At 44.4% G+C, this 26,370-nt stretch carries 28 protein-coding genes and 3 pseudogenes; 28 read left to right on the forward strand and 3 right to left on the reverse strand.

The window, feature by feature from the left end; all coding sequences use genetic code 11:
• The first annotated feature begins 63 nt into the window (after nt 1-63).
• The 6 genes from COPRO5265_RS00130 (at nt 64) to COPRO5265_RS00155 (ending at nt 7,342) form a co-directional block, all read left to right on the forward strand.
• Complete coding sequence (locus COPRO5265_RS00130; protein ID WP_012543795.1) at nt 64-2,163, forward strand: PAS domain S-box protein; 2,100 nt, start codon at nt 64-66, stop codon at nt 2,161-2,163.
• An 11-nt stretch (nt 2,164-2,174) separates the two neighbouring features.
• On the forward strand, nt 2,175-2,621 hold the full coding sequence (locus COPRO5265_RS00135; RefSeq protein WP_012544750.1) for a response regulator: 447 nt from the start codon (nt 2,175-2,177) through the stop codon (nt 2,619-2,621).
• The gene (locus COPRO5265_RS07315; RefSeq protein ID WP_012543926.1) at nt 2,622-3,983 is read left to right on the forward strand and encodes an HD domain-containing phosphohydrolase; all 1,362 of its coding nucleotides are present in this window, start codon (nt 2,622-2,624) and stop codon (nt 3,981-3,983) included.
• Nucleotides 3,984-4,577: 594 nt separating this feature from the next.
• On the forward strand, nt 4,578-5,768 hold the full coding sequence (gene trpB / locus COPRO5265_RS00145) for a tryptophan synthase subunit beta (protein ID WP_012544618.1): 1,191 nt from the start codon (nt 4,578-4,580) through the stop codon (nt 5,766-5,768).
• Nucleotides 5,769-5,793: 25 nt separating this feature from the next.
• Nucleotides 5,794-6,618: a tryptophan synthase subunit alpha gene (gene trpA, locus COPRO5265_RS00150; RefSeq protein ID WP_012544257.1), complete on the forward strand. Its 825-nt coding sequence runs from the start codon at nt 5,794-5,796 to the stop codon at nt 6,616-6,618.
• A 106-nt stretch (nt 6,619-6,724) separates the two neighbouring features.
• Nucleotides 6,725-7,342: a DsbA family oxidoreductase gene (locus COPRO5265_RS00155; RefSeq protein ID WP_012543619.1), complete on the forward strand. Its 618-nt coding sequence runs from the start codon at nt 6,725-6,727 to the stop codon at nt 7,340-7,342.
• Between the two features lie 98 nt (nt 7,343-7,440).
• On the opposite strand, the gene COPRO5265_RS00160 is transcribed toward COPRO5265_RS00155, so the two are convergent.
• The 3 genes from COPRO5265_RS00160 to COPRO5265_RS07665 are packed head-to-tail and all read right to left on the reverse strand — an operon-like array spanning nt 7,441 to nt 9,767.
• The gene (locus COPRO5265_RS00160; protein WP_012544400.1) at nt 7,441-8,331 is read right to left on the reverse strand and encodes a phosphotriesterase family protein; all 891 of its coding nucleotides are present in this window, start codon (nt 8,329-8,331) and stop codon (nt 7,441-7,443) included.
• A gap of 11 nt (nt 8,332-8,342) precedes the next feature.
• On the reverse strand, nt 8,343-9,623 hold the full coding sequence (locus COPRO5265_RS00165) for a YhfT family protein (RefSeq protein ID WP_012543742.1): 1,281 nt from the start codon (nt 9,621-9,623) through the stop codon (nt 8,343-8,345).
• Nucleotides 9,624-9,767, reverse strand: a complete 144-nt coding sequence (locus tag COPRO5265_RS07665) for a DUF2620 family protein (RefSeq protein ID WP_143708061.1) — start codon at nt 9,765-9,767, stop codon at nt 9,624-9,626.
• A gap of 24 nt (nt 9,768-9,791) precedes the next feature.
• Here COPRO5265_RS07665 and COPRO5265_RS00170 point away from each other — a divergent pair, with 24 nt between their 5' ends.
• From COPRO5265_RS00170 to COPRO5265_RS00255, 22 genes and pseudogenes are all read left to right on the forward strand, one after another.
• Nucleotides 9,792-10,172, forward strand: coding sequence for a hypothetical protein (locus COPRO5265_RS00170; RefSeq protein ID WP_041735491.1), 381 nt, complete (start codon nt 9,792-9,794; stop codon nt 10,170-10,172).
• Nucleotides 10,173-10,442, forward strand: coding sequence for a copper amine oxidase N-terminal domain-containing protein (locus COPRO5265_RS00175; protein WP_012543836.1), 270 nt, complete (start codon nt 10,173-10,175; stop codon nt 10,440-10,442).
• Nucleotides 10,384-10,560: an Ada metal-binding domain-containing protein gene (locus COPRO5265_RS07670; protein WP_083760203.1), complete on the forward strand. Its 177-nt coding sequence runs from the start codon at nt 10,384-10,386 to the stop codon at nt 10,558-10,560. Before COPRO5265_RS00175 ends, COPRO5265_RS07670 begins: the two co-directional genes overlap by 59 nt.
• A gap of 171 nt (nt 10,561-10,731) precedes the next feature.
• Nucleotides 10,732-11,598, forward strand: a complete 867-nt coding sequence (locus COPRO5265_RS00180; protein WP_012544727.1) for a tyrosine-type recombinase/integrase — start codon at nt 10,732-10,734, stop codon at nt 11,596-11,598.
• Between the two features lie 13 nt (nt 11,599-11,611).
• Nucleotides 11,612-12,208 (forward strand): hypothetical protein, encoded by a 597-nt coding sequence (locus COPRO5265_RS00185; RefSeq protein ID WP_012543985.1) that lies wholly within the window; start codon nt 11,612-11,614, stop codon nt 12,206-12,208.
• A complete protein-coding gene (locus COPRO5265_RS00190; protein ID WP_041735493.1) occupies nt 12,209-12,796 on the forward strand; it encodes a GAS domain-containing protein in 588 nt (195 codons plus the stop codon). It begins immediately after the preceding gene.
• Nucleotides 12,797-13,103: 307 nt separating this feature from the next.
• Complete coding sequence (locus tag COPRO5265_RS00195) at nt 13,104-13,451, forward strand: hypothetical protein (RefSeq protein ID WP_041735494.1); 348 nt, start codon at nt 13,104-13,106, stop codon at nt 13,449-13,451.
• Entirely contained in the window at nt 13,436-14,782 is a 1,347-nt protein-coding gene (locus COPRO5265_RS00200) for a glycosyltransferase family 2 protein (RefSeq protein WP_012543622.1), read from the forward strand. The genes COPRO5265_RS00195 and COPRO5265_RS00200 overlap by 16 nt, the downstream gene beginning before the upstream one ends.
• A gap of 12 nt (nt 14,783-14,794) precedes the next feature.
• A pseudogene (locus COPRO5265_RS07700) lies at nt 14,795-15,003 on the forward strand (hypothetical protein); the annotation flags it as partial.
• A gap of 77 nt (nt 15,004-15,080) precedes the next feature.
• Entirely contained in the window at nt 15,081-15,431 is a 351-nt protein-coding gene (locus COPRO5265_RS07525) for a hypothetical protein (protein ID WP_143708062.1), read from the forward strand.
• Nucleotides 15,340-16,644: a DNA recombination protein RmuC gene (locus COPRO5265_RS00205; protein ID WP_012544712.1), complete on the forward strand. Its 1,305-nt coding sequence runs from the start codon at nt 15,340-15,342 to the stop codon at nt 16,642-16,644. The genes COPRO5265_RS07525 and COPRO5265_RS00205 overlap by 92 nt, the downstream gene beginning before the upstream one ends.
• 2 nt (nt 16,645-16,646) lie before the next feature.
• Entirely contained in the window at nt 16,647-16,784 is a 138-nt protein-coding gene (locus tag COPRO5265_RS07535; RefSeq protein WP_012544064.1) for a hypothetical protein, read from the forward strand.
• A gap of 19 nt (nt 16,785-16,803) precedes the next feature.
• Nucleotides 16,804-17,055: pseudogene (locus COPRO5265_RS07675) on the forward strand (DUF5658 family protein); the annotation flags it as partial.
• 1 nt (nt 17,056) lies between these two features.
• A complete protein-coding gene (locus COPRO5265_RS00215; protein WP_012544066.1) occupies nt 17,057-17,938 on the forward strand; it encodes a thermonuclease family protein in 882 nt (293 codons plus the stop codon).
• 126 nt (nt 17,939-18,064) lie between these two features.
• Entirely contained in the window at nt 18,065-18,880 is an 816-nt protein-coding gene (locus COPRO5265_RS00220) for a TIGR02391 family protein (protein WP_012544876.1), read from the forward strand.
• A 134-nt stretch (nt 18,881-19,014) separates the two neighbouring features.
• Nucleotides 19,015-19,602, forward strand: a pseudogene (locus COPRO5265_RS00225) (type I restriction-modification system subunit M N-terminal domain-containing protein); the annotation flags it as partial.
• A gap of 66 nt (nt 19,603-19,668) precedes the next feature.
• Nucleotides 19,669-20,559 (forward strand): DUF1028 domain-containing protein, encoded by an 891-nt coding sequence (locus COPRO5265_RS00230; protein WP_012544389.1) that lies wholly within the window; start codon nt 19,669-19,671, stop codon nt 20,557-20,559.
• 209 nt (nt 20,560-20,768) lie between these two features.
• Nucleotides 20,769-21,590, forward strand: a complete 822-nt coding sequence (locus COPRO5265_RS00235) for an aldo/keto reductase (protein ID WP_012544402.1) — start codon at nt 20,769-20,771, stop codon at nt 21,588-21,590.
• Between the two features lie 217 nt (nt 21,591-21,807).
• The gene (gene epsC / locus COPRO5265_RS07645; protein WP_012543837.1) at nt 21,808-22,377 is read left to right on the forward strand and encodes a serine O-acetyltransferase EpsC; all 570 of its coding nucleotides are present in this window, start codon (nt 21,808-21,810) and stop codon (nt 22,375-22,377) included.
• Nucleotides 22,374-23,243 (forward strand): PLP-dependent cysteine synthase family protein, encoded by an 870-nt coding sequence (locus COPRO5265_RS00245; protein ID WP_012544192.1) that lies wholly within the window; start codon nt 22,374-22,376, stop codon nt 23,241-23,243. Before epsC ends, COPRO5265_RS00245 begins: the two co-directional genes overlap by 4 nt.
• A 314-nt stretch (nt 23,244-23,557) precedes the next feature.
• On the forward strand, nt 23,558-24,208 hold the full coding sequence (locus COPRO5265_RS00250) for a peroxiredoxin (RefSeq protein WP_012543591.1): 651 nt from the start codon (nt 23,558-23,560) through the stop codon (nt 24,206-24,208).
• An 80-nt stretch (nt 24,209-24,288) separates the two neighbouring features.
• The gene (locus tag COPRO5265_RS00255; protein WP_143708063.1) at nt 24,289-26,274 is read left to right on the forward strand and encodes an ATP-dependent helicase; all 1,986 of its coding nucleotides are present in this window, start codon (nt 24,289-24,291) and stop codon (nt 26,272-26,274) included.
• The last annotated feature ends 96 nt before the right edge of the window (nt 26,275-26,370 follow it).

Here is a 26,370-nt window from a genome sequence, read left to right on the forward strand (position 1 = left end):
TATCAGGACTCTAGCCCATAAGGTAAGAAGAAATGAGATAAATAGAAAGGCTAGAAATACCAAATGAATACCCTACAACTGATAACTGCGCTGGCGAGTTTTTCAGCTTTTTTGGTTTATGTTTTCCTGATGTGGTTTGTATTGAATTTGAACCAGAAGGAACTACTAAACAAGCTATGTGCCTTGACTATAGCATCATTTGCTGTTTGGAGCTTTTCGTCTACCTTTCTACATAGTGCTACTTCGCTACATACAGCCAAATTATGGACAAACGTATCTTCAATAGGTTGGTGCAGTTTTCCTGTATTCGCTTTCTGGTTTTACGCAGCTTTTTCAAACCATGATAAACTGCTCAAGAGCCGGAGCTTTATTGCTATGTGCTTGTTCTTGGCTGCATTTTTCACATACCAGCAATGGAAAGGCAATCTAATCGTTGATCTTGTAAGACAGCCATATGGGTGGTCCAATGTTTGGGCAATTTCACCTGTATCTATTGGCTTTTCCATGTATTACATCCTATTTGTCGTTGGCTGTATGTATTTTGCTTTGGATTTTGAACGCAAAACTAAGAGTGCGCGTGAAAAGAAACAGGCAAGAATATTCTATGTTTCAGCACTTGCTTCACTTGTTTTGGGCACGATGACAGACGTCGCACTTCCTATGTTAGGAATTGGTGCTATACCTCCCTTAGCAGATGTTTTCATTCTTCTTTGGGCAGTTGGGTTGGTTTATGCCATAAAAAGGTATGGTTTTATGGGTTTGACTTTAGCCACAGCTGCTGAAGACATATTGTCTACGGTAGCCGACTCACTAATGCTAGTCGGGCTGGACAGCAGAATTGTCCTTGCCAATAGGAAAGTTCATGACCTATTAGGATACAAAGGAGAAGAGCTAAAAGGAAAAGATATCGTAAGCATAGTAAGTGATATAGAAATCACTGCCATAGTGGAATCAGGTGGAGTTTACAGCAACGAAACCACGTTTCTAACGAAGAGCGGAAAACAAGTTCCGGTACTTGTCTCGGCCTCAGTAGTAAGGGATCGAGAAGAAGAAGTGGCGGGAATTGTGTTAACAGCTTTGGACATAAGTAAGCGAAAACAAATGGAGCAAGAATTGAGAGCCTCCGAAGAAAAATACAGAACTCTTGTTGATCATGCACTGGTAGGTATTGGCATACACCAGGATAACAGAATCGTCTTTGCTAACCAAAGAATGGCTACAATGTTTGGTTACACTCTGGAAGAATTGATAGGTTTACCTATTGCTGACTTGCTGCACCCTGAAGAACGCAGTTTAGTTCTTGCACGCGTAAACGGCACAGACCCGCAGCCTCCTGAGTCGAATACCTACGAAACAAGATTGCTAAAGAAAGACGGCAGCTTCTTTTATGCACTCGTAAGCAACAGTTTGATTACATACAACGACAGAGTGGCTACGCTCTTTACAATTTCAGACATAACAGATACAAAAGCACGCAAAGAATTAGAAGAAGCCAACAGGGAGCTAGAAGCTTTTAGTTACTCAGTATCCCATGATCTTCGTGCACCTCTGAGAAGCATAGATGGCTTCAGTCAAATGCTACTGGAAGACTATGCAGATAAGTTAGACGATCAGGGCAGAGATTATTTGAAACGTATTCGCGCCGCAACTCAGCGCATGTCTCAGCTGATTAATGACCTTTTGACCTTGTCCCGCATAAGTAGAGCTGATATGCACTTCGAAGAGCTTAACTTAACAGCTATGGCTGAAGACATTGCAGCTGAACTTAAGCAAAGCCAACCCGAAAGGGATGTAGAGTTCATTATTGAACCAAACGTCAAGGCATATGGAGATTCTCATCTACTAAGGATAGTTTTGGAGAATCTCTTGAGGAACGCATGGAAATTTACTTCGAAACACAAGAGTGCCATTATAGAGTTTGGTGTAAAAGAACATGACGGCAAGACAGTTTATTTTGTTAGAGACAATGGTGCAGGCTTCGATATGGCTTACGTTGACAAGCTATTTGTCCCCTTCCAGCGCTTACATGAGCAAGATGAATTCGAAGGAACTGGTATCGGCCTTGCAACAGTGCAAAGAATCGTGCATCGTCATGGTGGCACAGTCTGGGCGGAGGGTGAAGTTGAAAAAGGTGCAACCTTTTACTTCACCCTTCGAGAATGAGGGAGGCGTTTATGCATAGAAAATTTGTTCTGCTCGTAGAGGACAGCCCTGATGACGTTGAGCTAATTCTAAGAGCACTTTCCAGGAGCGACACCACAGTTGAAGTAGTAGTGGCTCATGATGGCGTTGAAGCGTTGAATTTCTTATTTGGAACTGGTGCTTACGCTGGACGCAATATAAATGTCATGCCCACAGTTGTTTTCCTTGACCTAAAGTTGCCAAGGATAAATGGTTTTGAAGTGCTTGAGCGTATACGCTCAGATGAACGCACAAAGCTACTTCCTGTGGTTATTCTGACTTCCTCTAACGAGGAAAAAGACTTGATCCGCAGTTATGAACTTGGGGCAAATAGTTACGTTTGTAAAACAGTGGATTTCACAGAATTTTCTAACGCCATACGCCAGTTAGGTTCATACTGGCTATTCTTAAATGAGTCACCCATGAAGGAGAATGAATAAATGTCTATACGACTTCGCGTATTGTTTGTGGAAGACTGGGAAGATGATGTACTGCTAATAGTACGTGAGCTCAGGCGTGCTGGATATGATGTTTCTTTCAGAAAGGTTGATACCCCCGAAGAGATGAGAAATGCTTTATCCAACGAGGAATGGGATATTATTCTTTCGGACTACGTCATGCCACATTTTACTACAGCTGAAGCGTTGAACATTCTTAAAGAAACTGGACTCGACATACCTTTTATCATTGTGTCAGGTGCAATCGGCGAACAGACCGCCGTGGAACTTATGAAAGCAGGTGCGCACGATTTCGTCATGAAGGATAGCTTAGCAAAGCTTGGACCTGTTGTTCAAAGAGAACTTAGAGATGCCGATACGCGCCGCGAACGAAGACAAGCACAAGAAAGACTAAAAGAATCGGAAGAAGGGTACCGCCTCCTTTTTCAGAGTTCGCCAAACGTAATCGCTCAAGTTGATTCAGAAGGAAGATTTTTGATAGCCAACATGGCCATGATCAGAAGCTTAGGTTTTTCCTCTGAGAAGGAAGTTATCGGTAAAACCTTGCACGATCTGATGCCCCAAGATGTTGCAAATTATCGCCTAAAAATGGTCAGGAAAGCTTGCAATGAAGCTCGAATACAAGTCTTTGAAGACCAGCGCCAAGGAAGATGGTTCCAGAATATCTTCGTTCCCATTGAAGCCCCAGAAGTAGGAGAAATGACTGTGCAAATCATTGCGATGGACATAACCGAAAAGAAAAAAACAGAAGAACAACTAGAACGCTCTTTCGTAGATTTAGCAGAAACAGTCTCACGTGCAATGGTTTCCAGAGACCCCTATACTGCAACTCACCAGCGAAATGTGGCTGAACTCTCACGACTCGTGGGTAAAAAAATGGGGTTGGATGAAAACAGGTTAAAAGGACTGTATATTGGTGGACTGCTCCATGATATCGGAAAGATATCAATCCCCGAAAGCCTTCTTAACAAGCCTGGACAACTTACGGAGGAAGAGTGGAATCTGGTTCGTACTCATGCAAAGAGAGGATATGAAATACTAAAAGATGCAAATTTCCCTTGGCCAGTAGCGGAAATGGCACTTCATCACCATGAACGCCTCGACGGATCAGGTTATCCAGACGGTCTAAGCGGTGACGAGCTAAGCCTTGAAGTGAGAATCCTTAGTGCCTGCGATGCTGCTGAAGCAATGATTGCTTATCGTCCCTACAGGCCTGCAAAAAGTATTCAAGAAACTATAGATGAGCTGGAAAGTGGTAAAGGAGAAAAGTACGATGCAACCGTGGCTGACATCTTGCTGCAAATTATCAGAGAAGGAAAATTCGATTTTAACAGTTGTCTGTAGTCTTAATATCCTTTAGAACTGCATAAACCTTCCGAACATGGCGGGTTTAGATACGTGCCTTTTCATTCCGGCATACACGTCAATGTGCACGTGCTTAAATGTCATTTAATATGCTTCAAGGTTTTTTGTTTTATAGTTAGCTCTAATAAACCTTTAGGAGGTGACCTTAATGCGGTCTACAGTACTAGCAGTCAGAGAACGTTGCTCGGCTGCAAGAAGCACTTTCACCCCACGGAAACCCATTGTTTCCTCAGAGGCCACGCTAAAGTGGCAATCCCCTTCTCACCTCCTTTGGCGCTGGCGCAGCGCATAATACTTTTTTCCCATTAAAAAAGCAAAGCATTTTCTCTTTTCATAGAAAGCTTGAAACGTACTTAGAAACCTTTGCATTCTCAAGAACAGGTAAATGCCTCAGCGCTGTTCTTTTCAACGAGTTACGCATACAAGCTAGTTCTTTGGTCCATAACAGCGGCTTTTCAAGAACCTTCAGTTCCACTAACACGAAGCTATGTCTGCGCATGGCAAATGCTCACGGTGGAACACCACATAGCCAATTAGGCTTAATTCTTTCAATAAAAGGGAGGTCTTTTACCCATGATTACAAATAAAAAGGCAAAATTCGGTGAGTTTGGAGGGCAATACGTGCCCGAGGCCGTAATGCAGGCACTCATTGAGCTGGAAAATGAATTCAACAGAGCAAAAAATGATGAGCAGTTCTTGGAAGAATACCACTATTACTTACGTGAATATGATGGACGTCCCACTCCACTTTACTATGCAGAAAATCTAACCAGAACGTTAGGTGGAGCCAAGATTTACCTAAAGAGGGAAGACCTGAACCACACGGGCGCTCACAAAATCAACAACGCATTGGGACAAGTTCTTTTAGCAAAACGCATGGGAAAGAAACGCATCATTGCGGAAACTGGTGCTGGGCAACACGGCGTCGCCACAGCTACTGTGGCAGCATTGTTCGGCATGGAATGTGAAATCTTCATGGGAGCAGAAGACGTGCAGAGACAGCGGTTGAACGTTTTTCGCATGGAACTTCTTGGCGCAAAGGTGAGAAGCGTAACCTCTGGGAGTTCCACCCTTAAAGACGCTGTGAACGAGGCCATAAAGGATTGGGTAGAACACATCGATAGCACATTCTACCTTATCGGTTCAGCAGTAGGACCACACCCCTACCCACTCATGGTCAGGGAATTTCAAAAGGTTATTGGAGAAGAAGCTCGGGAACAAATACTTCAAAAAGAAGGGCGCCTTCCAGACTACGTGCTGGCTTGCGTGGGCGGAGGTAGCAATGCTATTGGCATTTTCTATCCGTTCGTGCAGGACACCCAAGTTAGGCTGATTGGTGTGGAGGCAGCAGGCAAAGGTCTTGACACTAACAAGCACGCAGCCACATTCAACAGAGGAACCGTGGGTATCATTCATGGCATGAAAACCTATCTATTGCAAAGCCCTGATGGTGAAATCACAGAGCCTTACTCAGTGGCAGCAGGCCTGGATTATCCGGGTGTGGGACCTGAACACAGCTACTTAAAAGACATCGGCAGAGCCAAGTATGAAAGTGCCACCGACGAAGAAGCATTGGCAGCCTTTGAACTTCTATCACGTGTAGAAGGCATCATTCCTGCCTTAGAAAGCTCGCATGCCTTGGCATACGCTATAAAACTGGCGCCAAAGCTGAGCAAAGATCAGATCATCATTGTGAACCTATCAGGCAGAGGAGACAAAGACGTGCAGCAAGTGGCAAAAATGAAAGGCATTGAAGAAATTTAGGTGGAAAACGAAGGAGGGCCATGTAATGGAAAACAAAAACACCAGAATACAAAAGGCTTTCGAGGAAATAAACCGGGAAAGAAGAAAAGTGCTCATCGCCTATATCACGGCAGGATATCCTAGTTTACAAAGCTTGGGCCCCATCGTTAAAGCTTTAGAGGATGGTGGGGCAAACATGGTGCAAATAGGTATTCCTTTCTTAGATCCCGTGGGTGATGCTCCAGTAGTTCAAATACTCTCAAAAAAAGCCATAGAAAACGGTTTTACTATGGAGAAGTTTTTTCGAGCTCTCAGCAAGCTCAGAGAAGAAACTACTCTACCACTCATACTCAGAGCCTACTACACTACCATATTTGGCTATGGAGAAGACAGGTTTGTGCAGGCATGCAAAGAAGCAAGCGTAGATGCGGTTGTGGTCCCCGACCTGCCACTTGAAGAAAGTGGTATCTTGAAATCAAAACTGGATGCCATAGGCGTACCGCTGGTGCCCATAGTGGTTCCTGCACCCCAAGAGAGAATAAAGGCTATTGTGGCCAGCGGCGGTGGATTCGTCTACTTAATGATGGGGCCAGCAGAAAATGAAACGGCATTCGTTAATCAGCTTAATGACTTTGCAAAGCAAGTAAAACAAATCACAAACTTACCTCTTTGCCTGGGCATTGAACTGAGAGACCCCATACTTGCTAAGAAGCTTACCAAAGACGCAGACAACATCGACAGCATCTTAGTTGGTGATGTGCTCATGGAAACTGTGCGACACGCATGTGAAACTAATGAGTTTTGTCATTTAACGGATGAACTTGCACGAATTGTTGAGGATTTCAGCACCTCCCTCGTACTAAGAAGATAAGACAAAATCAGAGGGCAGTGGCATCAGGCAGCTGGCTTGGTATAAACTTACATAAAAGGCGGTAAAGTATGAAGCTGCTAAGCCTTTTAAAGGAGGCATGAACTGAATGGAGATAGAGTTTTTCCATGATGTACTTTGTGCCTGGTGCTATGCCCTCTCTCCACGTTTAAGGCGCTTAACAGAGGAATTTCCTGACATTAAAGTGATACATCGTGGCTTTCCCTTAGCCCCAGAGCCAAACGATATTGTCCAAATGTTTGGCAGCAAAGAAAAAGGCAAAAGAGACATACTTCAGCATTGGAAAGCTGCCAATATGAATGATGATGAACACCGCATAAACGCAGAACTCATGGAGCAAAGGGACTTTGATTACCCCTACTCCACTCCAGCTCTATTGGCGTGCAAAGCAGCTGAGCTTCAAGGTGGTCAAGCAATGCACTGGAACTACTTCGACAAAGTTCAAGAAGCACATCTCACACTGTGCAGAAACATTGCTGATTTTGATGTTCTTACCGACATTGCCAGAGAACTCAGCTTGGATGTGGAAAAGTTTAGTGCTGACTTAAGAGGCGAACAGGTTAAATACTTGCTGCGTCTTGACATAGACCGAGCCTTGGAGCTTGGTGTGGAAGCAACCCCCACCTTAGTAGCAAATGATGGCATGCTCACAGGTGCAGTACCTTACGACAGCTTGAAGCGCTGGTACGTGAAAGTTCGCCAGTAAGGCTGAGAAATGGAGCCGACGCAAACGCAAGCATATTGTTCGCGCCGGCTAAAAAAGTGTTTCCGAACATGAATCGTTGCAACAACCAAGATCGTATGCTATTGCAGAAACCAAGCACTTGGGTTGTCAATAAGTAAACGATCAACGTCTTGCGACGTCAAACCTTGCTCATAGAGCATTGGAATGAACTTTTCAAACAAGTACACGTGGCCGTAACCACCGTAGGACTTTAAATGTGATTTTCTCGTAATATCCAGTGATAGAAGTATGCTATTTCCAAAACCCAATTTAACTAGGGCGGCAATATTCTTTGCTCTGATTTCATCTGGTTGGTAACTTATCTTACCAACCGTGTCGAAACCCATATAGCAACCATAATCAGCCACGCGCTTGTAGTATTCCATATCTGGATTCAAATCCAGGTGTCCTATAACCACCTTTGCCGGATTGACACCATTATTTATTAGAAACTCAATTTGTTCAATACCAAGCTTTCCTAATGTCGTATGGGTGTAAATAGGTACTCCAGTTCGGAGATGAGCAAGAGCTGCTGCTTCGAACACTTTCTTTTCAGAATCTGTCATTTGGTCGCTGGTCCCTATTTCGCCTATAAGAGCGGCTTTTATCTCAGTACCGTCTATACCTTTGGTTATTTCCAGCTCCATAATGGAACAAAGCTGTTCTACTGAGAGCTGTTCTACTTCTGAAGGCAGATAAGGAGATTTGTAATAACCAGTTGAGGCTATAACATTCATACCAGATTGTATTGACAGTTTTCGCATTCTTTCAATGTTTCTACCCATACCTATGTTAGTAACATCTATGATGGTATCAACACCCGCAGCTTTAAGATCTTTCAGATCCTCTAACATGGCTAAGTCATCATTCAGATTTGAATCATCACTCTTATTAAACGAAAGATTTATCGTTAAGTGCTCGTGTGCCAGAGTCTTGCCAAGAGCGGTAATGTTACCTAAGACTGATTCCATTAGTGCTCACCTTATATTGTGGGTGGAATATAGAGACCAATGACAGCTAATATATTTACAAGAATTCCTACTATGATAGCTCCTACTGGACCCACTGCCATGTGCACTATGGGCCGCCCAGCAGCTTCATTAAGCAAGTAAATACCTATTACCAAGAGCATGCCCAAACCTGGTAGCATCGCATTACCTGCATTAATCCCGCCAACAAGCAACGCTATTTCCAATAGTTGGCTCATCGACGACCTTATGTTGTCTGCAGACTTTCTTATACCAGGAAATTTATCTAAGAAGCCAGCAATGGCACCCAGAAGGTAAACCTCCGCAAAGATAATCACGAAGCCTAACACAGCAGCAATAATTGGGTTGTTCACAAACAAAGCAGCAGCAAAAATGAACGTCATACCCACTGGACCATATACTCCTGTTGCAATGGCAGTAGTTCCAACCAGAGGAACAAAACCGATAGCTCTTGCTAAAGCAGCTAAAGCGGCATCAGTGTAGTTTCCAGCTTTAACCAGGTTTAAAGAGATTGGATCCCCGGCTAGCAGGTGCATGGCCGTTGCTGCAGCAACTAAAGCACCCATCAACCCCAATACCCACACATTACTCTTTATTCTTGCCACTCTGTCCGAAAACAATGCTGCCAAGCCTGTCCCTTCGGTAGCCTTTTCCTGTGCGGCGTAGATGAGCAGAACGATCATACCAGCAAGCATGGCCATGCCATCAGGGTTAAGAGAAATACTAACGCCACCTATGACAAAGGGGCTAAATCTAACGATGAGTACTCTAACAAGGGCCGATATGGAAAGGGTGATGATTCCCTTGCTCACGCCATGCTGCAAAGCCACGGCTAAGGCAGGGAAAGCAGCAAAGGCAAGGGTGACTGGTGTTCCCACAGCGCCCATGGCATCGAAGACGTTTACTGGCAAAGATTTGAACACATTTACTATCCATTGAAGTCCAAGTAGCAGTCCGACGCCGTACAGTGCGCCTATGATAGCCGCTATAAGGCTACCCGTATTCCCCTTAGGTGACCAAGTACCGATAATATCAGTCCCAAGCAATATGCTATGTACAAGCAGTATGGCTGCCCCTATCGAAACCGGTATGCCGAAGCCAATAACAAGACCAAAACTCAAAGCAAAACTGGTAGCAGCAAGCTCAGCTTTCGTCATCCTTCCTTCTAGGTACTCCGGCATGATAGGTCTAAGCCCATCGTTGAAAACAGCTATGCCTCTTTGTGCTAATAGAGCAGCCAAAGCACCTATAGCTGCTATTATGACTATGTTCATCTATACTTCCCCCTTTTCCTTTAGTATTGCGTTCACAATCATTGGTACTGCTCGATCAATGTGGTCGTTTGTGAATCCAAAAGCAACTTTCCCTTGCTTTACCGCATTTACCACCTCCTCCTCTTTTGGCGGCCTTCCAGCCATGGAGATAGTTGGTCAAATTGCCACATGAAAAATATGTTAGTGATAAAGCAAAATCTGATACCGGCTAGTCCGGGAGAACCTCTACCATATAATACCGGATTTGGGTTGACAGAGAGGCTTTATGAGTTGCTTTTAAAAGCATCGAAAGATATGAGGACAACCATGTCGGAAGTAATAAGGATGGCACTGAATTATGTGATTTTTGATGAAAAGCAAATTAAGCAACTAAGAGAAAAAAAGGAGGAAAATGATAAATTAGCATGTTGGCGAACGGTAAATTTAAATGAATTACAAGCAAAAAAAATTACCGAGTTAAGTACGAAATACGGAATTTCCAAGTCAAAAATTATTAACATGTCGATTGGGATATTTCTGAAACAAATTTATAATAGGGATGCGTTATAAATGAGAGATAGAGCATCAAAATATGCGATTACGGCAATAGTAATTTTTTTCTTTCTCTTATCTCTTCAACTGCCAGTATTGGCTGCTGCCCCCAAAATTATCATTGATGGAACTGAACTCAAAATTGACGCAAATCCCGTTGTCGTCGATGGAAGGACTTTGGTTCCTTTAAGAGGCATTTTTGAAGCGCTGGGTGCTATAATTTCTTGGGATGGTAATACAAAAACCATTACAGCCCAAAAAATATGTGGGGAGCATAGAAAGCAATAAATATCACCTGCCAACCTGCCGGGTTGAGCAAATTAAACCGGAGAACAGGATATGGTTTGATTCCGAAGAAGAAGCTCAAAAAGCGGGTTATGAGCCGTGCAAGGTATGTAACCCGTAAGAAAGCAATTGCCCAGGGAATGATAGGTCTGGGCTGTTTATTTGCAATATAATCTCGCAATATAAGTGCAGTTATACTGCAAGTTTTATTCATTTTTGGTATAATAAATGCCAAAACAACCCCAATTATCCCCTGCGAAATTCGCAATATAACTTTTTTGGGGTGCTTTTTATGCTAGAATTGTACCATGAATACTTGGTAAAGAAGGGGAAAAGCCCGCATACTATAAAAAATTACATATCAGACCTGATGCAGTTCCAAAAGTGGTTCGAGGAGTCTACAGGGGAACAATTTTCCCCCGGCAAAATAACCGAAATAGATGTCAGAAGCTACAGGAGTTACCTGATTAACATAAGGCAGTTAAAACCATCTTCGATAAAAAGAAAGCTAGAGGCAATCCGAAAATTCCTCGACTGGACCGTTAAGCAGGATATCATATCGAAGAACCCGGCTAAAGAGGTAGAAGCTCCAGCATCCGTTACGCTGCCACCGAGAAGTTTGTCAGAAAAGGAATTTCTCCGTTTGCGTAGAAGTTTTTATAAAGAAGGGAATGAAAGGGATATAGCGATATTTGAAGTGCTCGCAAATACGGGTATAAGGGTATCGGAACTGTGTTCGCTGAAGCTTTCGGACGTCCAGATTTCCGAGCGGAAGGGCAAGCTCATCGTGAGGTACGGCAAGGGCCAAAAATATCGAGAGGTGCCCTTGAACAGCGACGCAAGAAAAGCCCTCAATGAATACCTCAAATCCAGAGCGGATGAAAATAACGAGCGTTTATTCCTCGGCGAAAGAGGGCCGCTGACGCCTTCGGGGGTATTCAGAATAATAAAGAGATATGCGAGGGATGCAGGGGTAGAGGTGTCGCCACACCAGCTAAGGCATACCTTTGCGAGGCGACTGTTGCAGTCCGGTGCCGACATCGTAACAGTCCAACAGATCCTCGGACACGCTAACCTCAATACCACGGCAGTGTATCTTAAGCCGGACTATGCGGAACAGGAAGAGGCTGTCGAAAAGATAAGCAAACTTCACTTGTGAGGGGGATTACTCAGTGCTGCACCTTCAGCTTTATTTCGAACGGTTTTGCCGAAAGTGCAAAAAACGAATAGCCGTGCTTGTCCATGATTACGGTACCATTAACTCAATAGACGAGGCGGATCAAAAGCTGGGTAATCTAAATATACCGGTGATGCCGATCAGGTGTCCACAATGCGGGGGAGAAGACTGGCCCGAATACGCTCTGGCGCATGACGCCACAAGAAACGTCACATTCCAACGAATTGCCATCGGCACCGAAGACTTGCCCATAGTAGGCGGAAGTGTCCCCTATGCACACGTCCGCTCCCCTGAAGAACAGGCCGAGCTGGAACGCGGACTTGCAAAACTCAAGGATTTCTTTTCGGAAAGGGAAGGAAAATTCTGGGATGAATACTGCCGGTGGGCAGTCGAGAGGTGGAATGAAGCGCTAAAATGGCTGGCAGACATCGAGTGGAGAAAGGCTTATAAGGAGCTAGGCATAGGTATAGGAGCAAACTCCGGTCCTGCAGCATACCGCAAAGATGCGGAAAAAAGATTCATAACGCAGGAAGAGAAAGAAAGGTTCTGGCGCACGGCTAATTCACATCTTGTCTATTTCGAGCTGCTCTAGGTGCCCATCGACACATGGCCGATAGAAGAATACGTAAGGGTGTACGGCAGGGAAAGGATTACCTGGCTTTTGTTGAATCTTCCCCTGCCGGAAGAATTGGAGCGATACAGGACCGAAAAACTGGCAGCGGTCATACCAAAGAAATCGTCGGGACCGCAGGCAGTACTATGGGAGAGGATAAAACAATTGGGGGACGAACTGACAAGGCAACGCCGCAGGGCCGAAAATCTCGCAAAACAACTTTTTGAAGAGCACGCAGAAAAAGCAAGGTTGAGTGAAGAACTGCACGTTCTTAGAAAAGAAATCGAGCAACTCAAAAATAACAGTCAATCCGCTACCAGGAACATCGACGATGTTTTAAGAATAAAAAGGCTAAAGACGCTAATCAGCGAGCTAAGGGAAGAGAACACAAAGTTAAGGCGGCAGCTCGAAGAGCTGGGCATTAAAGAAGTGCAAGATATCGAAGGCGAGTATGAAGAAAGAAATGATGAAGCGGTTGAAGCGGTAGGGAAAACTCAAGACATTGAAGAAGATGTATTAGGACGAATAAGAAATAAGAATGTTGCTGTATACGGGCGTGTAGGGTAAAATTATGACAAAGGGCCGGTTATAGCATTCTATGAGGGAGATAAATGGGATGTAGATGCTCAAAGGCTTGCCAGGGAAAGCGATATACTTGTTGTGCTTACACGACTTTGCTCGCATGAGGTTATGTGGGCGGCCAAGGAATATGTTGCGGACACCGGAAAGCCTATCGCCTTTTCGCGGGCAAGTGGTGTAGAAGGAATCGTGAGAGAAGTTTACAAATTACTAACGGAAAAGGAGGAATGACCAATGAAAAAGCTTTACTATCACGGGGGGGGTTATTCTCCAAGAAGGCAGGGCGATTTGCTCGATGTGCGGCGTGGAAGTTGACGATAACCTGCTCAGCGAAAAACCATGCAGCATCCCTACGGCACACTACGTAGTATTTGACGAACTGCCAGAATATGCGGACGTGTACTGGGTGATCAGCGTCAGCAATTTCAGAGCGGCGCTTTTGGCGGGAAAGCAAGTGCCCGGAGGGATGCGATATGTATCGGTTTCGGTTAAGGATGATTGCCTGGTGGAACAGCTAGAGGATATTCTTCTGACCAGTGTTGAGGCAAGCGGCGGCGCAAGGAATATCTCAGGATTTTATGGGATATCCGATAAACTGGCGAATCTACTCCTGAGGGAGGCAAGTCCATGGAAACAAGACTAAATACCGAAACAAAATTACCTCCCAGCTATAAAACTGTATATATCCCCGTTATTTACAAATTTTTTATCGCACAGTCAATTGCATTTACCTGGATGATATTTTCAATTAGAATATCTATACCCTGGCTGAAAGATTTAAGCAGTGTTGTTGGGCTACCTTTGGCTGTATTTATAATAGCTTTTATAGCATATATTCCTGGATATCTTGTAGCTTTTGTTGCAGTCAGCCTGCTTTTGGATAGACAGCCTCCATTCAAAGAGAAGAACCCTGATTTGCATGTAACAATTCTAATAGCGGCAAGGAATGAAGCAGCGAAAATTAGAAATACTCTGAAATATATAGCAAATCAGGATTACAATGGGAAAATAGACGTAATTATCGTAGATAATAATTCTACTGACGGGACGTTAGAGGCTGCCCAAAAAGCAGCAAATGAGTACGGATTAAACTGTACATTCCTGTTCGAGCCTAAAGCTGGGAAAAGCTATGCTCTGAACACTGGCCTAAAAGCTATAAAAACTGAATATTTTATGACTTTGGATGCTGATACACTACTACATAAAAAAGCTGTGAATAATATAGTGGCAAGAATATTAAGTTCGCCTTCAGATGTCTGTGCTGTAGCGGGACACGTACTTGCGAGAAATAGCAGAGACAACATACTGACTAGGATGCAGGAATGGGACTACTTTTTGGGCATAGCTTCTCTGAAAAGAATGCAAGGACTATATCAGGGAACTCTTGTTGCACAAGGGGCCTTTAGTCTATACAAGACAGATGTGGTAAGAGAAGTAGGCGGTTGGGATGATGTGATAGGTGAGGACATTGTGTTGACATGGAAATTTTTCGAAAAAGGATATAGGGTCTTCTTTGAACCCTTAGCTATAGCTTTTACAGAAGTTCCAAATAGATTTAAACACTTTACGAGGCAGAGGAGTCGATGGACTAGAGGGATGCTTGAAGGTTTAAAAAAAGCGGGGCCGTGGAAACAGGAGAGGTTTTTGGCCATCTTTTTGCTGGGAATAGATATTTTGATACCATTAATAGATCTAGCATTCACTATATTTTGGATACCAGGACTTGTATTGGCGTTCTTTGGGAAATATTACATTGTAGGTCCCTATACACTGTTAGTTTTACCTTTGAATGTATTAGTGACTGTAATTATGTATTCTTTTCAAAAAAATATATTTGATGCACTAGGATTGCGAGTTCGCCGAAATAGAATTGGGTATACATTTTATTTGCTTTTTTATCAGATTATTCATTCACCTATATCCGTTATGGGTTATATTCAAGAAATTTTTAAATTGGAGAGAGTATGGAAATGAATTAGGAAGCTTTTAAAGTTTTATCGCTGCCTTTATCATCCTGCAATGGTTCCATGCCTTTGGTCGTTTTGGATCAGCTTTCTAATTACGTTTCTTTACTTTTTGACATTTCTTCGTTGCCCTGGGATAACCTGCCAAGAAAAAAGCTATTGAACGAAACTATGGCACATTACAATTTTGGAAAACCTGCAATTCGTTCATCGTTTTTATCGTTCCTATAAGGAAGGAAAACAGCTTCTGATATTTGCAGAGTGCAATAAACATCATAGTTTAGTTTTTATCGTTCCTATAAGGAGTAATGAAGAAGAACTTTTCAGTAATCTGGGGCAAATTTACAATTAGGAAAGAAAAACTCACAAAGGGGAAACATGCCATCCTTGCTATTGTTTGGATTTATATAGAAACTCCTCTCTGCTATGAAAGTGGTTATTTTTTCTCTGAACATATAAACTTTCTAAGCAGGAAAACTTTGTTCGCCATAGAATTAAGAAAGTACGAAATAACGATAGGGGGGACTGAAATTGCAGGGTACGTCTTTATTGCCATATATTTTTCTTGTGATTATTGCACTTTTGCAAATTGCTATATATGTGGCGGTAACGAAGCGCAGAGAAGATCCGGAACTAATAAAATTCCTAACGGGGCTTGAGGACAATCAGAAGCAGCTGGAAAGTCTTATAAAGGATGGGATGAAATCGAGCAAGGAAGAGATGACGAATCTTGTGGCGAACTTAGCCAATATGATTACAACGAACATAAGCGAGATGAACAGCACGATAACCAAAAATATAAGCGAGATGGGAATATCCCAGCAGAATCTAATAAAGAATTTTTCGGACACCGTATCATCGCTTGCCGACAAGACCGAAGAAAGGCTAAACAGGATGAGGGATACGATAGAGGCAAAGCTGAAGGAAATCCAGGACGAGAACAGCAGCAAGCTCGAACAGATGAGGCAGACAGTCGACGAAAAGCTCCAGTCAACGCTCAACGCCAGGATATCCGAATCCTTCAAGTTAGTGAGCGAGAGGCTGGAGCAGGTCCACAGCGGCCTTGGCGAAGTCCAGAGCCTGGTGAACGACGTTGGTGACCTGAAGAAGGTGCTTTCCAACATAAAGACCAGGGGGATCCTTGGTGAAGACCAGCTGGAGGCGATAATAGAAGACATACTGGTGCCAGGCCAGTATGAGAAGAACGTAATAGTAAGGCCCGGCAGCAGGGAAGTTGTTGAGTTCGCTGTGAAGATTCCCGTGGAAAACGGCGGTAACGGGAGCTATATGTGGCTTCCCATCGATGCCAAATTCCCGATGGAAGACTTCGAAAGGTTAATAGATGCGGAAGAAAGGTGCGACACTGCGGAGTGCGAGAGGTTGAGGAAGGAACTGGAGAACCGCCTCAAACAATGTGCGAAGGATATAAGGGACAAATACATAGACCCACCAAACACAACGGATTTTGCCATAATGTTTCTTCCTGCCGAAAGCCTTTTTGCCGAGGCATTAAGGAAGCCCGGATTTATCGAAGTACTGCAAAGGGAGTGCAGGGTGCTGATAACGGGGCCGACTACGCTTTCGGCAGTATTGAACAGCCTGCGTCAGGGGTTCAAGATTTTCGCCATAGAGAAGAAAGCGGAAGAAGTGTGGAAGCTGCTTGGGGCGGTCAAGACTGAAGTAGGCAAATTCGGCGACCTGCTGGAGAAGGTGAACAAGAAGCTCCAGGAAGCTCAGAACGTTATAGAAGACGCATCTAGGAAGACTCGTACCATCGACAGAAAACTCCGGAACGTGGAAGAAATATCTCCCGAAGAAACTGCAGAACTTCTTGCTCTTTCTCCTTCGTCGCCCGACGATGATGCTTTTTAGCCATGAAAAAGGAGATAATTAAGCATTTAAAGCTGCTGATTTTGCTGAACGCCTTTGATGGCATAGTAACGCACATAGGGGTTTCAGCTGGATATATAGAGGAGTGGAACTCGAAAACGCCAAGAAAATGGGCGCAATGAACATACGGTTTCAGCTGGATATATAGAGGAGTGGAACCCGCTAATGCGGGGCGTAGTATCCGATTTTCCCTTGCTGGTATTGGCGAAGATTGCAATACCAACTTTTATTTTGGCCGTTATAATTGTTTTGATAAACTCTAGCAAGTATTTGCCGGGAAGGATGATAAGGAAACTCATAAAAGCAGCCCTTTTGGCATATACGGCCGTTTTGCTAATCCATGTTTTTTGGATATTAAAAGTTATTATCCTCCTGCGTGCGAGGTGTTTTTGATATGAAGAAGCTTATTGCCGTTTCCGTGATGCTAATACTGATTGCAGGGCTGCTAGCTGCCTGCGGGAATGAGGCAGCTCCAACTCCTCCTGCAGCGGGCAAAACAGCAGAAGCAGCAAGTAACGCGCAACACGTCGAAGCCGTATCTTCCTCGGGCTCCAAACAACCTAAGCAGGAACAACAGCCGACGGTAGAGAAACCCGCTGCGGGCGATAAGATTGAGCAGGTGACATCAACGGAAAACGAAAAAGCCGAAGAAGGGATAGAACTTATAAAAGCCAAAGTGACCAAAGCGGTTGACGGCGACACCGTATATGTTAAACTTGAAAGCGACAAAGAAGAAAAAGTCCGGTTCATAGGTGTAGACACGCCTGAAAGCACGACAAAGGTTGAGCCTTATGGGAAAGAGGCCACGGCCTACACGAAGTCGAAGCTTCTTAACAAAGACGTGTGGCTTGAGCTTGACGTGCAGGAGAGGGACAAATACGGTAGACTCTTAGCGTACGTGTGGCTTTCACCGCCAACAAAGGAAAGCGACGAAGAGATAAGGACAAAGATGTTCAACGCCGTGCTCCTGCTGGAAGGCTATGCTCAGGTCATGACAGTACCGCCGAATGTGAAGTATGCTGAGTATTTCAGGAAATACCAGCAGGAGGCAATGGAGAAGAGTGCAGGCCTCTGGGGGTTGGAGGTAAAAGAAGAAAAGCCTGCGTTTTCTCAAGCAGTGTCAGCTTCTTACATCGGCAATAAGAACAGCAAGAAGTTTCATCTCCCTGACTGCCAGTGGACAGAAAAGATAGCGCCGGGGAACAGAGTATACTTCAAGTCGCGTGACGAAGCAATAAAGGCGGGGTATGAGCCGTGTAAGGTGTGTAAGCCGTAACCCTGCATTCTTAATTATTAACACAGAACTAAATAGGAATTTGAATGGACGGAGTAGAAATTTTCATAAACAGAGAATGTAGAGGAAGCGAGTTAGGTAGCTGAAATAGAAGAGAGGAGAAGAGAAATGGGAACAAGCGACGAAAATAAAACCCTCAAACTATTTTCGCTTTCCGCACTGGAGAAACTAGCTGATATTGTTGCTGATTATCATACCGGTTCAGGAATTACAGAACTCTTTCGCAAAGCAGGTTTTCCAGAGATCCGGCACGATGGATCGACGAAGCGGTGGTTTGTCTACCAAGCCCTGCAGCAGGTTCATCAGCAACACTACGGCCCTTATAATGTGTTAAAGGTAATTGAGGCACTGTGTAATCCAGAAGAGTTCATTGGTAAACCTCAGGTACAACAGCAGGTTTTGGAAAAGGTGAATGAAATTTTGAGGTTCTATGACCTATTCGTTGGAGAAGATGGCAAAGTCCGAAGGACCAGTGAAACAGAAACTGCGCTAACCACCCGACTACTCGAAGGTCGCCGTTTCGATGAGCGCGGGTTTCACCCTGAGATTCGAAAACACGCTCGTCAGCTTTTTCTCGAAGGATATTACTTCCATGCCGTTCTGGAATGTTGTAAGGCTTTGGAAAAGTTTGTACGTGAAAAGTCTGGTATAAATAAACACGGGGCAGAATTAATGAGTGCGGCCCTGAACCTTAACAATGGCCCGCTTAAGTTGAACAGCCAGCGAACTGAGAGCGAACGCAACGAGCAGGAAGGAGTAATGCATCTGTGCATCGGCTTAATGCGAGCCATCCGCAATCCAGCCAGTCACGAGCCTGCTTTAGATTGGACTATTACCCGAGAGGACGCCTTGGATCTCTTGTCCTTAATTAGCTATCTTTTCCGACAGATTGAGCAAGCTGTTTACTTTAGAATTAGAAACTAGTGATAAGAGCAGCAGGATAAGGAGAGGGTAATGTTGCCTCTGATCTATGATGAAGTTCTACCTATAGAAAAGCCTAATGATTGAGGCATGTTTCCACTGTATTTTAAGAGCTATTTATGTGAGGAGGTTGAGCTATGGCTACAAACACGCTGGACTTACCAACTCTTGAAAATTGGCTGTGGGAGGCCGCTTGTAAGATCCGTGGGCCAGTAGATGCACCTAAGTTCAAAGATTACATTCTGCCGTTAATATTTCTCAAACGACTCTCGGACGTCTTCGAGGATGAAGTAAACCACCTTGCCGAAGAATTCGGAAGCACCGATGTGGCCTGGAAGTTGGTGGAGGAGGCACATCAACACGGACAGCCTTTAGTGCGGTTTTACCTCCCGCCGGAGGCTAGGTGGGATGTAATTCGGCAAAAGACTACCGGCCTCGGAGAGTATCTTACCGATGTGATGCGCGCCGTGGCCCGCGAGAACCCGAAACTTCATGGGGTTATAGACGTAGTAGACTTCAATGCTACCGCAGCAGGGCAGCGTATAATTGACGACCCTCCGCTGGCTGAGCTAATCCAAGTACTTAGCAAGTACCGTCTGGGACTGAAGGACGTAGAGCCGGATATCCTGGGCCGGGCCTATGAGTACCTCCTGCGGAAGTTCGCCGAGGGCTGGCTCGGAGCAGCAGGTAGCGTCGTTGCTCTTGTATTAATGGCAGGCATAATCTACACACTCTACACCAATTCGCTCAAAAGAGAGAAACCATAAAAACAGAAAGAAGGTCGGGTATTAATGAAGAGTGTTGTGAGTCAAATGAGGAATATTTCTACCTTTTCCATTGTGGCGAGAGATCCCAAAACAGGTGAACTGGGCATTGCAGTGCAGTCAAAGTTTTTAGCTGTTGGAGCAGTAGTCCCATGGGCTAAAGCTGGCGTTGGAGCCATAGCTACACAGGCTGCTGCAAATCTCGATTACGGTGAACTTGGACTAAAGCTACTTAAGAAGGGTTACTCTCCTCAAGCTGTTTTAGATGCACTGCTGGCGCTGGATGATGGCAGAGAAGACCGCCAAGTAGGCATTGTCGATGCAAATGGTAATTCTGTTACTTACACAGGTGAAAATTGCTTCCCTTGGGCAGGGGGCATAGCTGGACAGGATTTTGCATGCCAAGGTAACATTCTGGTGAGTGAGGCCACTGTGAATGCTCTTAAGGAAACGTTTTTGAGTACAGAAGGGCCCTTGGCAAAAAGACTGGTAACTGCATTGGACGCTGCTCAGGATGCTGGGGGAGACAGGAGGGGTCGACAATCAGCGGCGCTTCTCGTAGTCAAAGAAAAAGGTAGTTATGGAGGGTACAACGATCGATACATAGACCTTAGGGTGGACGATCATCCTGACCCCATAAAGGAACTCATCAGGCTACTTGATCTCTACAACATGTATTTCAGCAAGACTACCGAGGGAGAGAAAGTGAAGGTGACGCCAGAAATAGTTTCGAGTATGCAGGAAGCTCTGAGGAACCTGGGTTATTATGATGGACCTGTTAGCGGCGCTTTCGATGAAAAGACGAAGAACGCATATAAAAACTTCTGCGAATTTGAAAACTTTGAGGAACGTTTGTGCGAAGGCAACTTCGTTGACAAAAGAGTCATAGAGTTCTTGCTTAATAAGGGGAAAGCATAGATTTCTCATACGGCCGCAGTGATTAAGTAAGTGGCTGTCCCTTCAAGTAAGCCACTAAAGAAGGCCGTGGATTAAGCTCTTCTAATGCAAAAAGGAAGAAGTCTGTAGCCTTCTTTTTATGAAAAACAAAAAGTTTCTTTGTCTTTGTTCAAAGAATATTTTTAAGTGTTACTATTAGAGTAGCTAAAGTTTGTAGGGAGGTTGACATTATGAGTGTACTTACAGAAACGTATGTGCTACATAATGGGGTAAAAATCCCAAAAATCGGTTTTGGGACGTGGCAGATACCTAATGGAGAAGTGGCTTACAACTCAGTTTCATACGCTTTGGAAGTTGGCTACAGGCACGTGGATACAGCTTATGTCTATGGTAATGAAGAAAGCGTAGGAAAGGCCATAAGAGAATCTGGCATCCCGCGGGACCAGATTTTTGTTACTTCCAAGCTGCCTGCTGATGTAAAGACCTATGATGGAACTTTGGATTATTTTGAAAGGACCCTTAGAAACCTGAACATGGATTATTTAGATTTGTACCTAATTCACTGGCCATGGCCTTGGAACGAAAAAGGTAAAGACTACAAAAAAGAAAACATAGAAGTGTGGCACGCCATGGAAGAACTGTACAAGAGTGGACGCATACGTGCCATAGGTGTCTCCAACTTTGATGTGGAATATCTTCAAGTGCTCATGGACAACTGCAGCGTAAAACCCATGGTAAACCAAATAAGGTTTTTCATAGGAAACACGCAAGAAGAAATTACCCAGTTCTGCCAGCAAAACGGCATTCTGGTTGAGGCGTATTCACCTTTAGCCACAGGCAGGCTCATTGAAAACGACACCATAAAGAAGATTGCTGACAAATACAACAAAACAGTGGCGCAGATTTGCATCAGGTATGTCATCCAGAGAAACGCTCTTCCGCTGCCAAAATCTACTACTCCAAGCCGCATAAAAGAAAATGCTGACGTGGATTTTGAAATCTCACCTGAGGATATGGAGTACCTTAACAGCTTGAAGGACACAGTGGAATAGAGAAACAAAAACCATCCTCACACTTACCTAGTGCAGCCTACCTAAATGGTAGGCTGCACGCTTTTTTGAAATGTTAAGAAAAACATTGTGCACTTTTTTGTTCACTTAGCATTGGTTTTTCATACAGGAGGTCTGTCTTGGGTATACACTATTACGTAACAAAACCAGAGCGACTTAGTGCGCTAGCATAAAGCATTAGGAGGCGACGTGAAATGGGATGCGGTTGTACATATTGGGAACAGAACTTAAAAAGGCGAGAAACGCTCTTAAGGAAGATCGTCAAGCTCTTCTAAAGAGCGATCCTTCCATTGAAACCCCCGCAGATATTAGATTCCATGCAGGCTATAGAAGTTTACGTCTTTACAGGTATGCTCACGCTTTCTACGTAGCAGGTTTTAGGAATGTATCAGCGTTTATTCACTTCATAAGCCGCGTGCTCTATGCTGTGGACATTCACCCCGCAGCAGAAATTGAACCAGGCGTAGTAGTTGATCACGGTATGGGGGTTGTTATCGGAAGCACAGCCAAGGTTGGATCGGGCACGGTGATATACCACGGTGTAACTTTGGGAGCCAAGAATATCACCACAGGCAAAAGGCATCCACAGGTGGGGAAGAATGTTTTTATTGGCGCTGGAGCCACATTGCTTGGTGCCATCAATGTGGGAGATGGCGCACGCATCGGTGCAGGAAGCGTTGTAGTGGAAGATGTGCCCCCTTACAGTACTGTGGTAGGTGTACCTGCTAAAGTAGTTAAGCAGGACTGCGTAAAGGAGGTAGTAGCATGATAGGCATTATGGAAACTCCTTTGGTATGTATTGAGCCATATGGTATATACGCAAAGCTGGAACGCTTTAACCCCACAGGCAGTATAAAAGACCGGCCAGCTTATTTCATGCTCGTGCATGCTCTCAAAGAAAACTTGATACAACCAGGAGGTACCCTGGTAGAACCAACTTCAGGCAATACAGGGATCTCGCTGGCTGCCTTGGGTTCACAGGTTGGCATAAAAGTCATACTCACCATGCCAGCTTCTGTTACCCCTGAGCGGGTAAAACTAGCCCAAAGTTACGGAGCTGAAGTTATCCTAACACCCGCTGAAAAGGGCATTCCTGGAGCCATAGAAAAAGCCAAACAGCTTCAGGAGAAGCACCACGCCTACATTCCCGACCAGTTCAATAACCCTTTCAACGTATTGGCTCATGAACTCACCACCGGCCCCGAAATACTTAAACAAACAAACTGGGAAGTGGATGCTTTTGTGGCAGGCGTAGGCAGTGGCGGAACCATATCAGGTGTAGGCAGAGCGCTGCGAAGAGTTCTGGGGAATAGAGTGAAAATCATTGCTGTGGAGCCTGCAGAATCCCCTGTGCTTTCCGGGGGAAAAGGTGGAAGCCACATCATACAGGGCATAGGAGCAGGCTTCATACCCACCATATTTGATAAAGATCTAGTGGATGAGATTATTACCGTGAGAGGAAACGAAGCACTGGAAGGTGTAAAAATGCTCAGCGCCAAGGGATATTCAGTAGGCATATCCTCCGGGGCAAACTTCATAGCCGCTTTAAGAATAAAAGAAAAATACAATTTAGCACATGTGGTAACAGTATTCCCTGACGACGGCTTAAAGTACCTGAGCACCATTGCTTATTAAATGATTGTTTAGGAAGGTGTGTTTTAAGTATGGGAATAAGGGTATAATAAAAGCAGTGGAAGGTTGAAATATAACCTTTGTGGTAGGTATGGGCAATGCACCTCCCGCTCCATCCCGACCACAGCCCCCTTCCCCATCTCATAGTTACTTAACTCCCGGCCTCCGATTCCCCCCGTCGGAGGCTCTTTTCTTTTTAATCCGCATTCGAAGAAGCTGCTTTTTGAGAATAAGTACCATTTTGGTGTTCCATGTTTTGAATAAGTCAAAAATTGGGTATACTAGAACTAGTAGCGTCAGAAAAGGAGTGATAGTACATGTTTGAGGAGCAAACGCGAATGCCGTTAATCGGTGATAAGTTCCCTGAATTGGAGGTAAAAACCACATTTGGTCCCATGAAACTACCCGACGATTTCAACGGAAAATGGGTAGTATTCTTCAGTCACCCGGGAGATTTCACTCCGGTCTGTACTACAGAATTCGTAGCATTTCAGAAGAGATTCGATGAGTTCAAGGCTTTGAACACAGAGCTCATTGGACTATCAGTGGACCAGGTACCATCACACATCAAATGGGTTCAGTGGATAAAAGACAATCTGGGCGTAGAAATTCAATTCCCCATCATTGCAGATGAATTAGGTCGCATAGCAAAGGCTCTTGGGCTTATACACCCTGCTAAAGGCACGAACACAGTCAGAGCTGTTTACATCGTGGACCCCAAGGGCATTATCAGAGCCATTCTTTATTACCCACAGGAAATTGGTAGAAACATCGATGAAATCATCAGGATGATCAAAGCTTTCCAGACAGCTGATGCCAATCACGTGGCTATTCCAGCAAACTGGCCTAACAACGAACTCATGGGTGATGAAGTTATCATCCCTCTACCGCCAGACATTAAAGGTGCAGAGGAGCGTATGAATCAGCCCAACTGTTACGATTGGTGGCTCTGCCACAAGAAAATTTGATTCCCCCTTCCCCATCCCATAATCACTTAACTTTAAGCCTCCGATCCCACATCGGAGGCTTTTTCATTTATAATGAAGATGTGGATTCTGTGGATTTAAGTAAACTAAATGAGGCTCAAAAGCAAGCAGTAACTGCCCCTCCAAAACCCCTTGCCATCATAGCAGGGCCTGGTTCGGGCAAAACAAGGGTGCTAACTTATAGAGCTCTTTTTGCTGTCAAGGAGTGGCATCTGCCTCCAGAACGCATTTTGGCAATAACCTTTACCAATAAGGCTGCTGATGAGCTAAAGGAACGCCTAGGAAGACTTATTCCTGAGGGCGACCGCATTTTTGCAGCAACCATGCACAGCTTCGCGGCACGGATGCTCAGGTACTTTGCCCCCTATGCTGGAATTAGCCAGAACTTTGTTATTTACGATGACGATGACAGTAAGGGCCTCATTGAAGACATCCTAAAGCAGATGAACATGGATACAAAGAGATTTAGGCCCAATGACGTACTCAATCACATTTCCGCTGCGAAGGCAAGGATGTTTGACTGCAACACGTTTCCTGAATTCATCAGGCAGCGTTACGGTTCATGGGGGTATTACTTCGATACTGTGCACCAAGTGTTCATGACATACGAAAGATTAAAAGAACAGAGTCAAGCCCTGGATTTTGATGATCTCATCATGGTCTTGGCGCAGCGTATGGAAGATAGGCCTGAACTGAGGGAGATGATTGCCGGTCTATTCGACTTAGTCATGGTGGATGAGTTCCAGGACACAAACTTTGCGCAGTACCAGATGCTCCTTTATATGACAAACCCACACTATTCCGGCATGAACAACGTCACTATTGTAGGCGACCCTGACCAATCCATTTACGGTTTCAGGGCTGCCGAGTACTACAATATAAAGCGTTTCATCGATGATTACAATCCAGAAGTTGTGTTCTTGGATTTGAATTACAGAAGCAATAGAACCATTGTGGATTCTGCTTCCGCTTTAATTAACGACAGCCCATCGGCGCTCTTTGAAAGAAAATTAGAGAGTATCAAGGGAGCAGGCAACAAGCTCATCCTGAGGAGACCTTTTGACGATGCTGATGCCGCCATAACAGCAGCGTTCGAAGTACAAAGATTGCACAAGATGGGCATACCATACGAAGAAATTGCCGTTCTGATGCGCACACGTGCTTTAACCGCGCGTGTGGAACGGGAATTTGCTACCAGGAATATACAATACCACATCATTGGGGGTGTACCTTTCTTTGCTCGCCGTGAAATAAAAGACATTCTTGCTTATTTGAGGCTGAGTAGAAACGCCATGGATCGAGTAAGTTTGAAACGCATATTGACTATGAAAAAGAGAGGATTTGGAACAGCGAGCCTGGAGAAACTGTTCAACTTTGCCGAAGAGAACAAGCTAACACTGTTGGAAGCCATGAAAGCCGCAGTAGAGTCGCTCCTGTTTAAGAAGTTATCCATGAACGATTACTTAGAGAGCCTATATACCCTCATTCAAACAATTCAGGAAATTGCTGAGCCTTCTCAAGCCATTTACCTTGTGATGGAACAGGAAAATCTCTTGGACCACTTTAGAAGCATCAGTAAGTCTGAGGAAGAATACATCGAGCGAACAGAAAACGTAAAGCAATTAATCTCCATTGCCGAAGAGAGCGCTGACATGGATGATTTTTTACAGCGATCCGCTTTGGGAACACGCGAAAACAACGGTGGAGTAGAAGGTGTTGCTATTTCCACGGTTCACGGTGTAAAAGGGTTGGAGTTCCAAGCTGTCATCTTGTATTACGTTACTGATGGGTTCTTCCCCCACAGCTTGTCTGTGACCACAGCCGAAAAAGAAGAAGAACGTCGTCTTCTTTATGTAGCCATGACGCGAGCCAAAGAGCATTTAATTTTTTACGTTCCATATAAGCAACCTTGGGGGAATGGTTTTGAACAAATGGCAAGACCCTCACCTTTCCTGCGCTCCATTCCAAAAGAACTTTGGGATGGAAAACCTAACGAAATAGAATCGCTATACGCTCCCTATTCACCTCAGCAAAAGTGGTCGGAATAAACCTTATTATTCCTAATCTTCTTGTAAATGTTCCACGTGGAACATTTCTTTGAAGTCCAGCTTCATCATTACTTCTTTCCTACTAATGACCAACTA

Origin of the sequence: Coprothermobacter proteolyticus DSM 5265 (assembly GCF_000020945.1) — a bacterium.
GTDB lineage: Bacteria > Coprothermobacterota > Coprothermobacteria > Coprothermobacterales > Coprothermobacteraceae > Coprothermobacter > Coprothermobacter proteolyticus.

What these genes read in the sequence shown, in the direction of transcription:
- COPRO5265_RS00160 (WP_012544400.1), bottom strand. Translation starts at nt 8,331, where the DNA reads ATGGAATCAGTCTTAGGTAACATTACCGCTCTTGGCAAGACTCTGGCA.
- COPRO5265_RS00155 (WP_012543619.1), top strand. Translation starts at nt 6,725, where the DNA reads ATGGAGATAGAGTTTTTCCATGATGTACTTTGTGCCTGGTGCTATGCC.
- COPRO5265_RS00195 (WP_041735494.1), top strand. Translation starts at nt 13,104, where the DNA reads ATGTGCGGCGTGGAAGTTGACGATAACCTGCTCAGCGAAAAACCATGC.
- COPRO5265_RS00215 (WP_012544066.1), top strand. Translation starts at nt 17,057, where the DNA reads ATGAAGAAGCTTATTGCCGTTTCCGTGATGCTAATACTGATTGCAGGG.
- COPRO5265_RS00235 (WP_012544402.1), top strand. Translation starts at nt 20,769, where the DNA reads ATGAGTGTACTTACAGAAACGTATGTGCTACATAATGGGGTAAAAATC.
- COPRO5265_RS00250 (WP_012543591.1), top strand. Translation starts at nt 23,558, where the DNA reads ATGTTTGAGGAGCAAACGCGAATGCCGTTAATCGGTGATAAGTTCCCT.
- COPRO5265_RS00180 (WP_012544727.1), top strand. Translation starts at nt 10,732, where the DNA reads ATGCTAGAATTGTACCATGAATACTTGGTAAAGAAGGGGAAAAGCCCG.
- COPRO5265_RS00170 (WP_041735491.1), top strand. Translation starts at nt 9,792, where the DNA reads ATGAAAAATATGTTAGTGATAAAGCAAAATCTGATACCGGCTAGTCCG.
- COPRO5265_RS00200 (WP_012543622.1), top strand. Translation starts at nt 13,436, where the DNA reads ATGGAAACAAGACTAAATACCGAAACAAAATTACCTCCCAGCTATAAA.
- COPRO5265_RS07525 (WP_143708062.1), top strand. Translation starts at nt 15,081, where the DNA reads ATGAAGAAGAACTTTTCAGTAATCTGGGGCAAATTTACAATTAGGAAA.
- COPRO5265_RS07670 (WP_083760203.1), top strand. Translation starts at nt 10,384, where the DNA reads ATGGTAATACAAAAACCATTACAGCCCAAAAAATATGTGGGGAGCATA.
- COPRO5265_RS00230 (WP_012544389.1), top strand. Translation starts at nt 19,669, where the DNA reads ATGAAGAGTGTTGTGAGTCAAATGAGGAATATTTCTACCTTTTCCATT.
- COPRO5265_RS00245 (WP_012544192.1), top strand. Translation starts at nt 22,374, where the DNA reads ATGATAGGCATTATGGAAACTCCTTTGGTATGTATTGAGCCATATGGT.
- COPRO5265_RS00175 (WP_012543836.1), top strand. Translation starts at nt 10,173, where the DNA reads ATGAGAGATAGAGCATCAAAATATGCGATTACGGCAATAGTAATTTTT.
- COPRO5265_RS00220 (WP_012544876.1), top strand. Translation starts at nt 18,065, where the DNA reads ATGGGAACAAGCGACGAAAATAAAACCCTCAAACTATTTTCGCTTTCC.
- epsC (WP_012543837.1), top strand. Translation starts at nt 21,808, where the DNA reads ATGCGGTTGTACATATTGGGAACAGAACTTAAAAAGGCGAGAAACGCT.
- COPRO5265_RS00130 (WP_012543795.1), top strand. Translation starts at nt 64, where the DNA reads ATGAATACCCTACAACTGATAACTGCGCTGGCGAGTTTTTCAGCTTTT.
- COPRO5265_RS00165 (WP_012543742.1), bottom strand. Translation starts at nt 9,623, where the DNA reads ATGAACATAGTCATAATAGCAGCTATAGGTGCTTTGGCTGCTCTATTA.
- trpB (WP_012544618.1), top strand. Translation starts at nt 4,578, where the DNA reads ATGATTACAAATAAAAAGGCAAAATTCGGTGAGTTTGGAGGGCAATAC.
- COPRO5265_RS07665 (WP_143708061.1), bottom strand. Translation starts at nt 9,767, where the DNA reads ATGGCTGGAAGGCCGCCAAAAGAGGAGGAGGTGGTAAATGCGGTAAAG.
- trpA (WP_012544257.1), top strand. Translation starts at nt 5,794, where the DNA reads ATGGAAAACAAAAACACCAGAATACAAAAGGCTTTCGAGGAAATAAAC.
- COPRO5265_RS07315 (WP_012543926.1), top strand. Translation starts at nt 2,622, where the DNA reads ATGTCTATACGACTTCGCGTATTGTTTGTGGAAGACTGGGAAGATGAT.
- COPRO5265_RS00135 (WP_012544750.1), top strand. Translation starts at nt 2,175, where the DNA reads ATGCATAGAAAATTTGTTCTGCTCGTAGAGGACAGCCCTGATGACGTT.
- COPRO5265_RS07535 (WP_012544064.1), top strand. Translation starts at nt 16,647, where the DNA reads ATGAAAAAGGAGATAATTAAGCATTTAAAGCTGCTGATTTTGCTGAAC.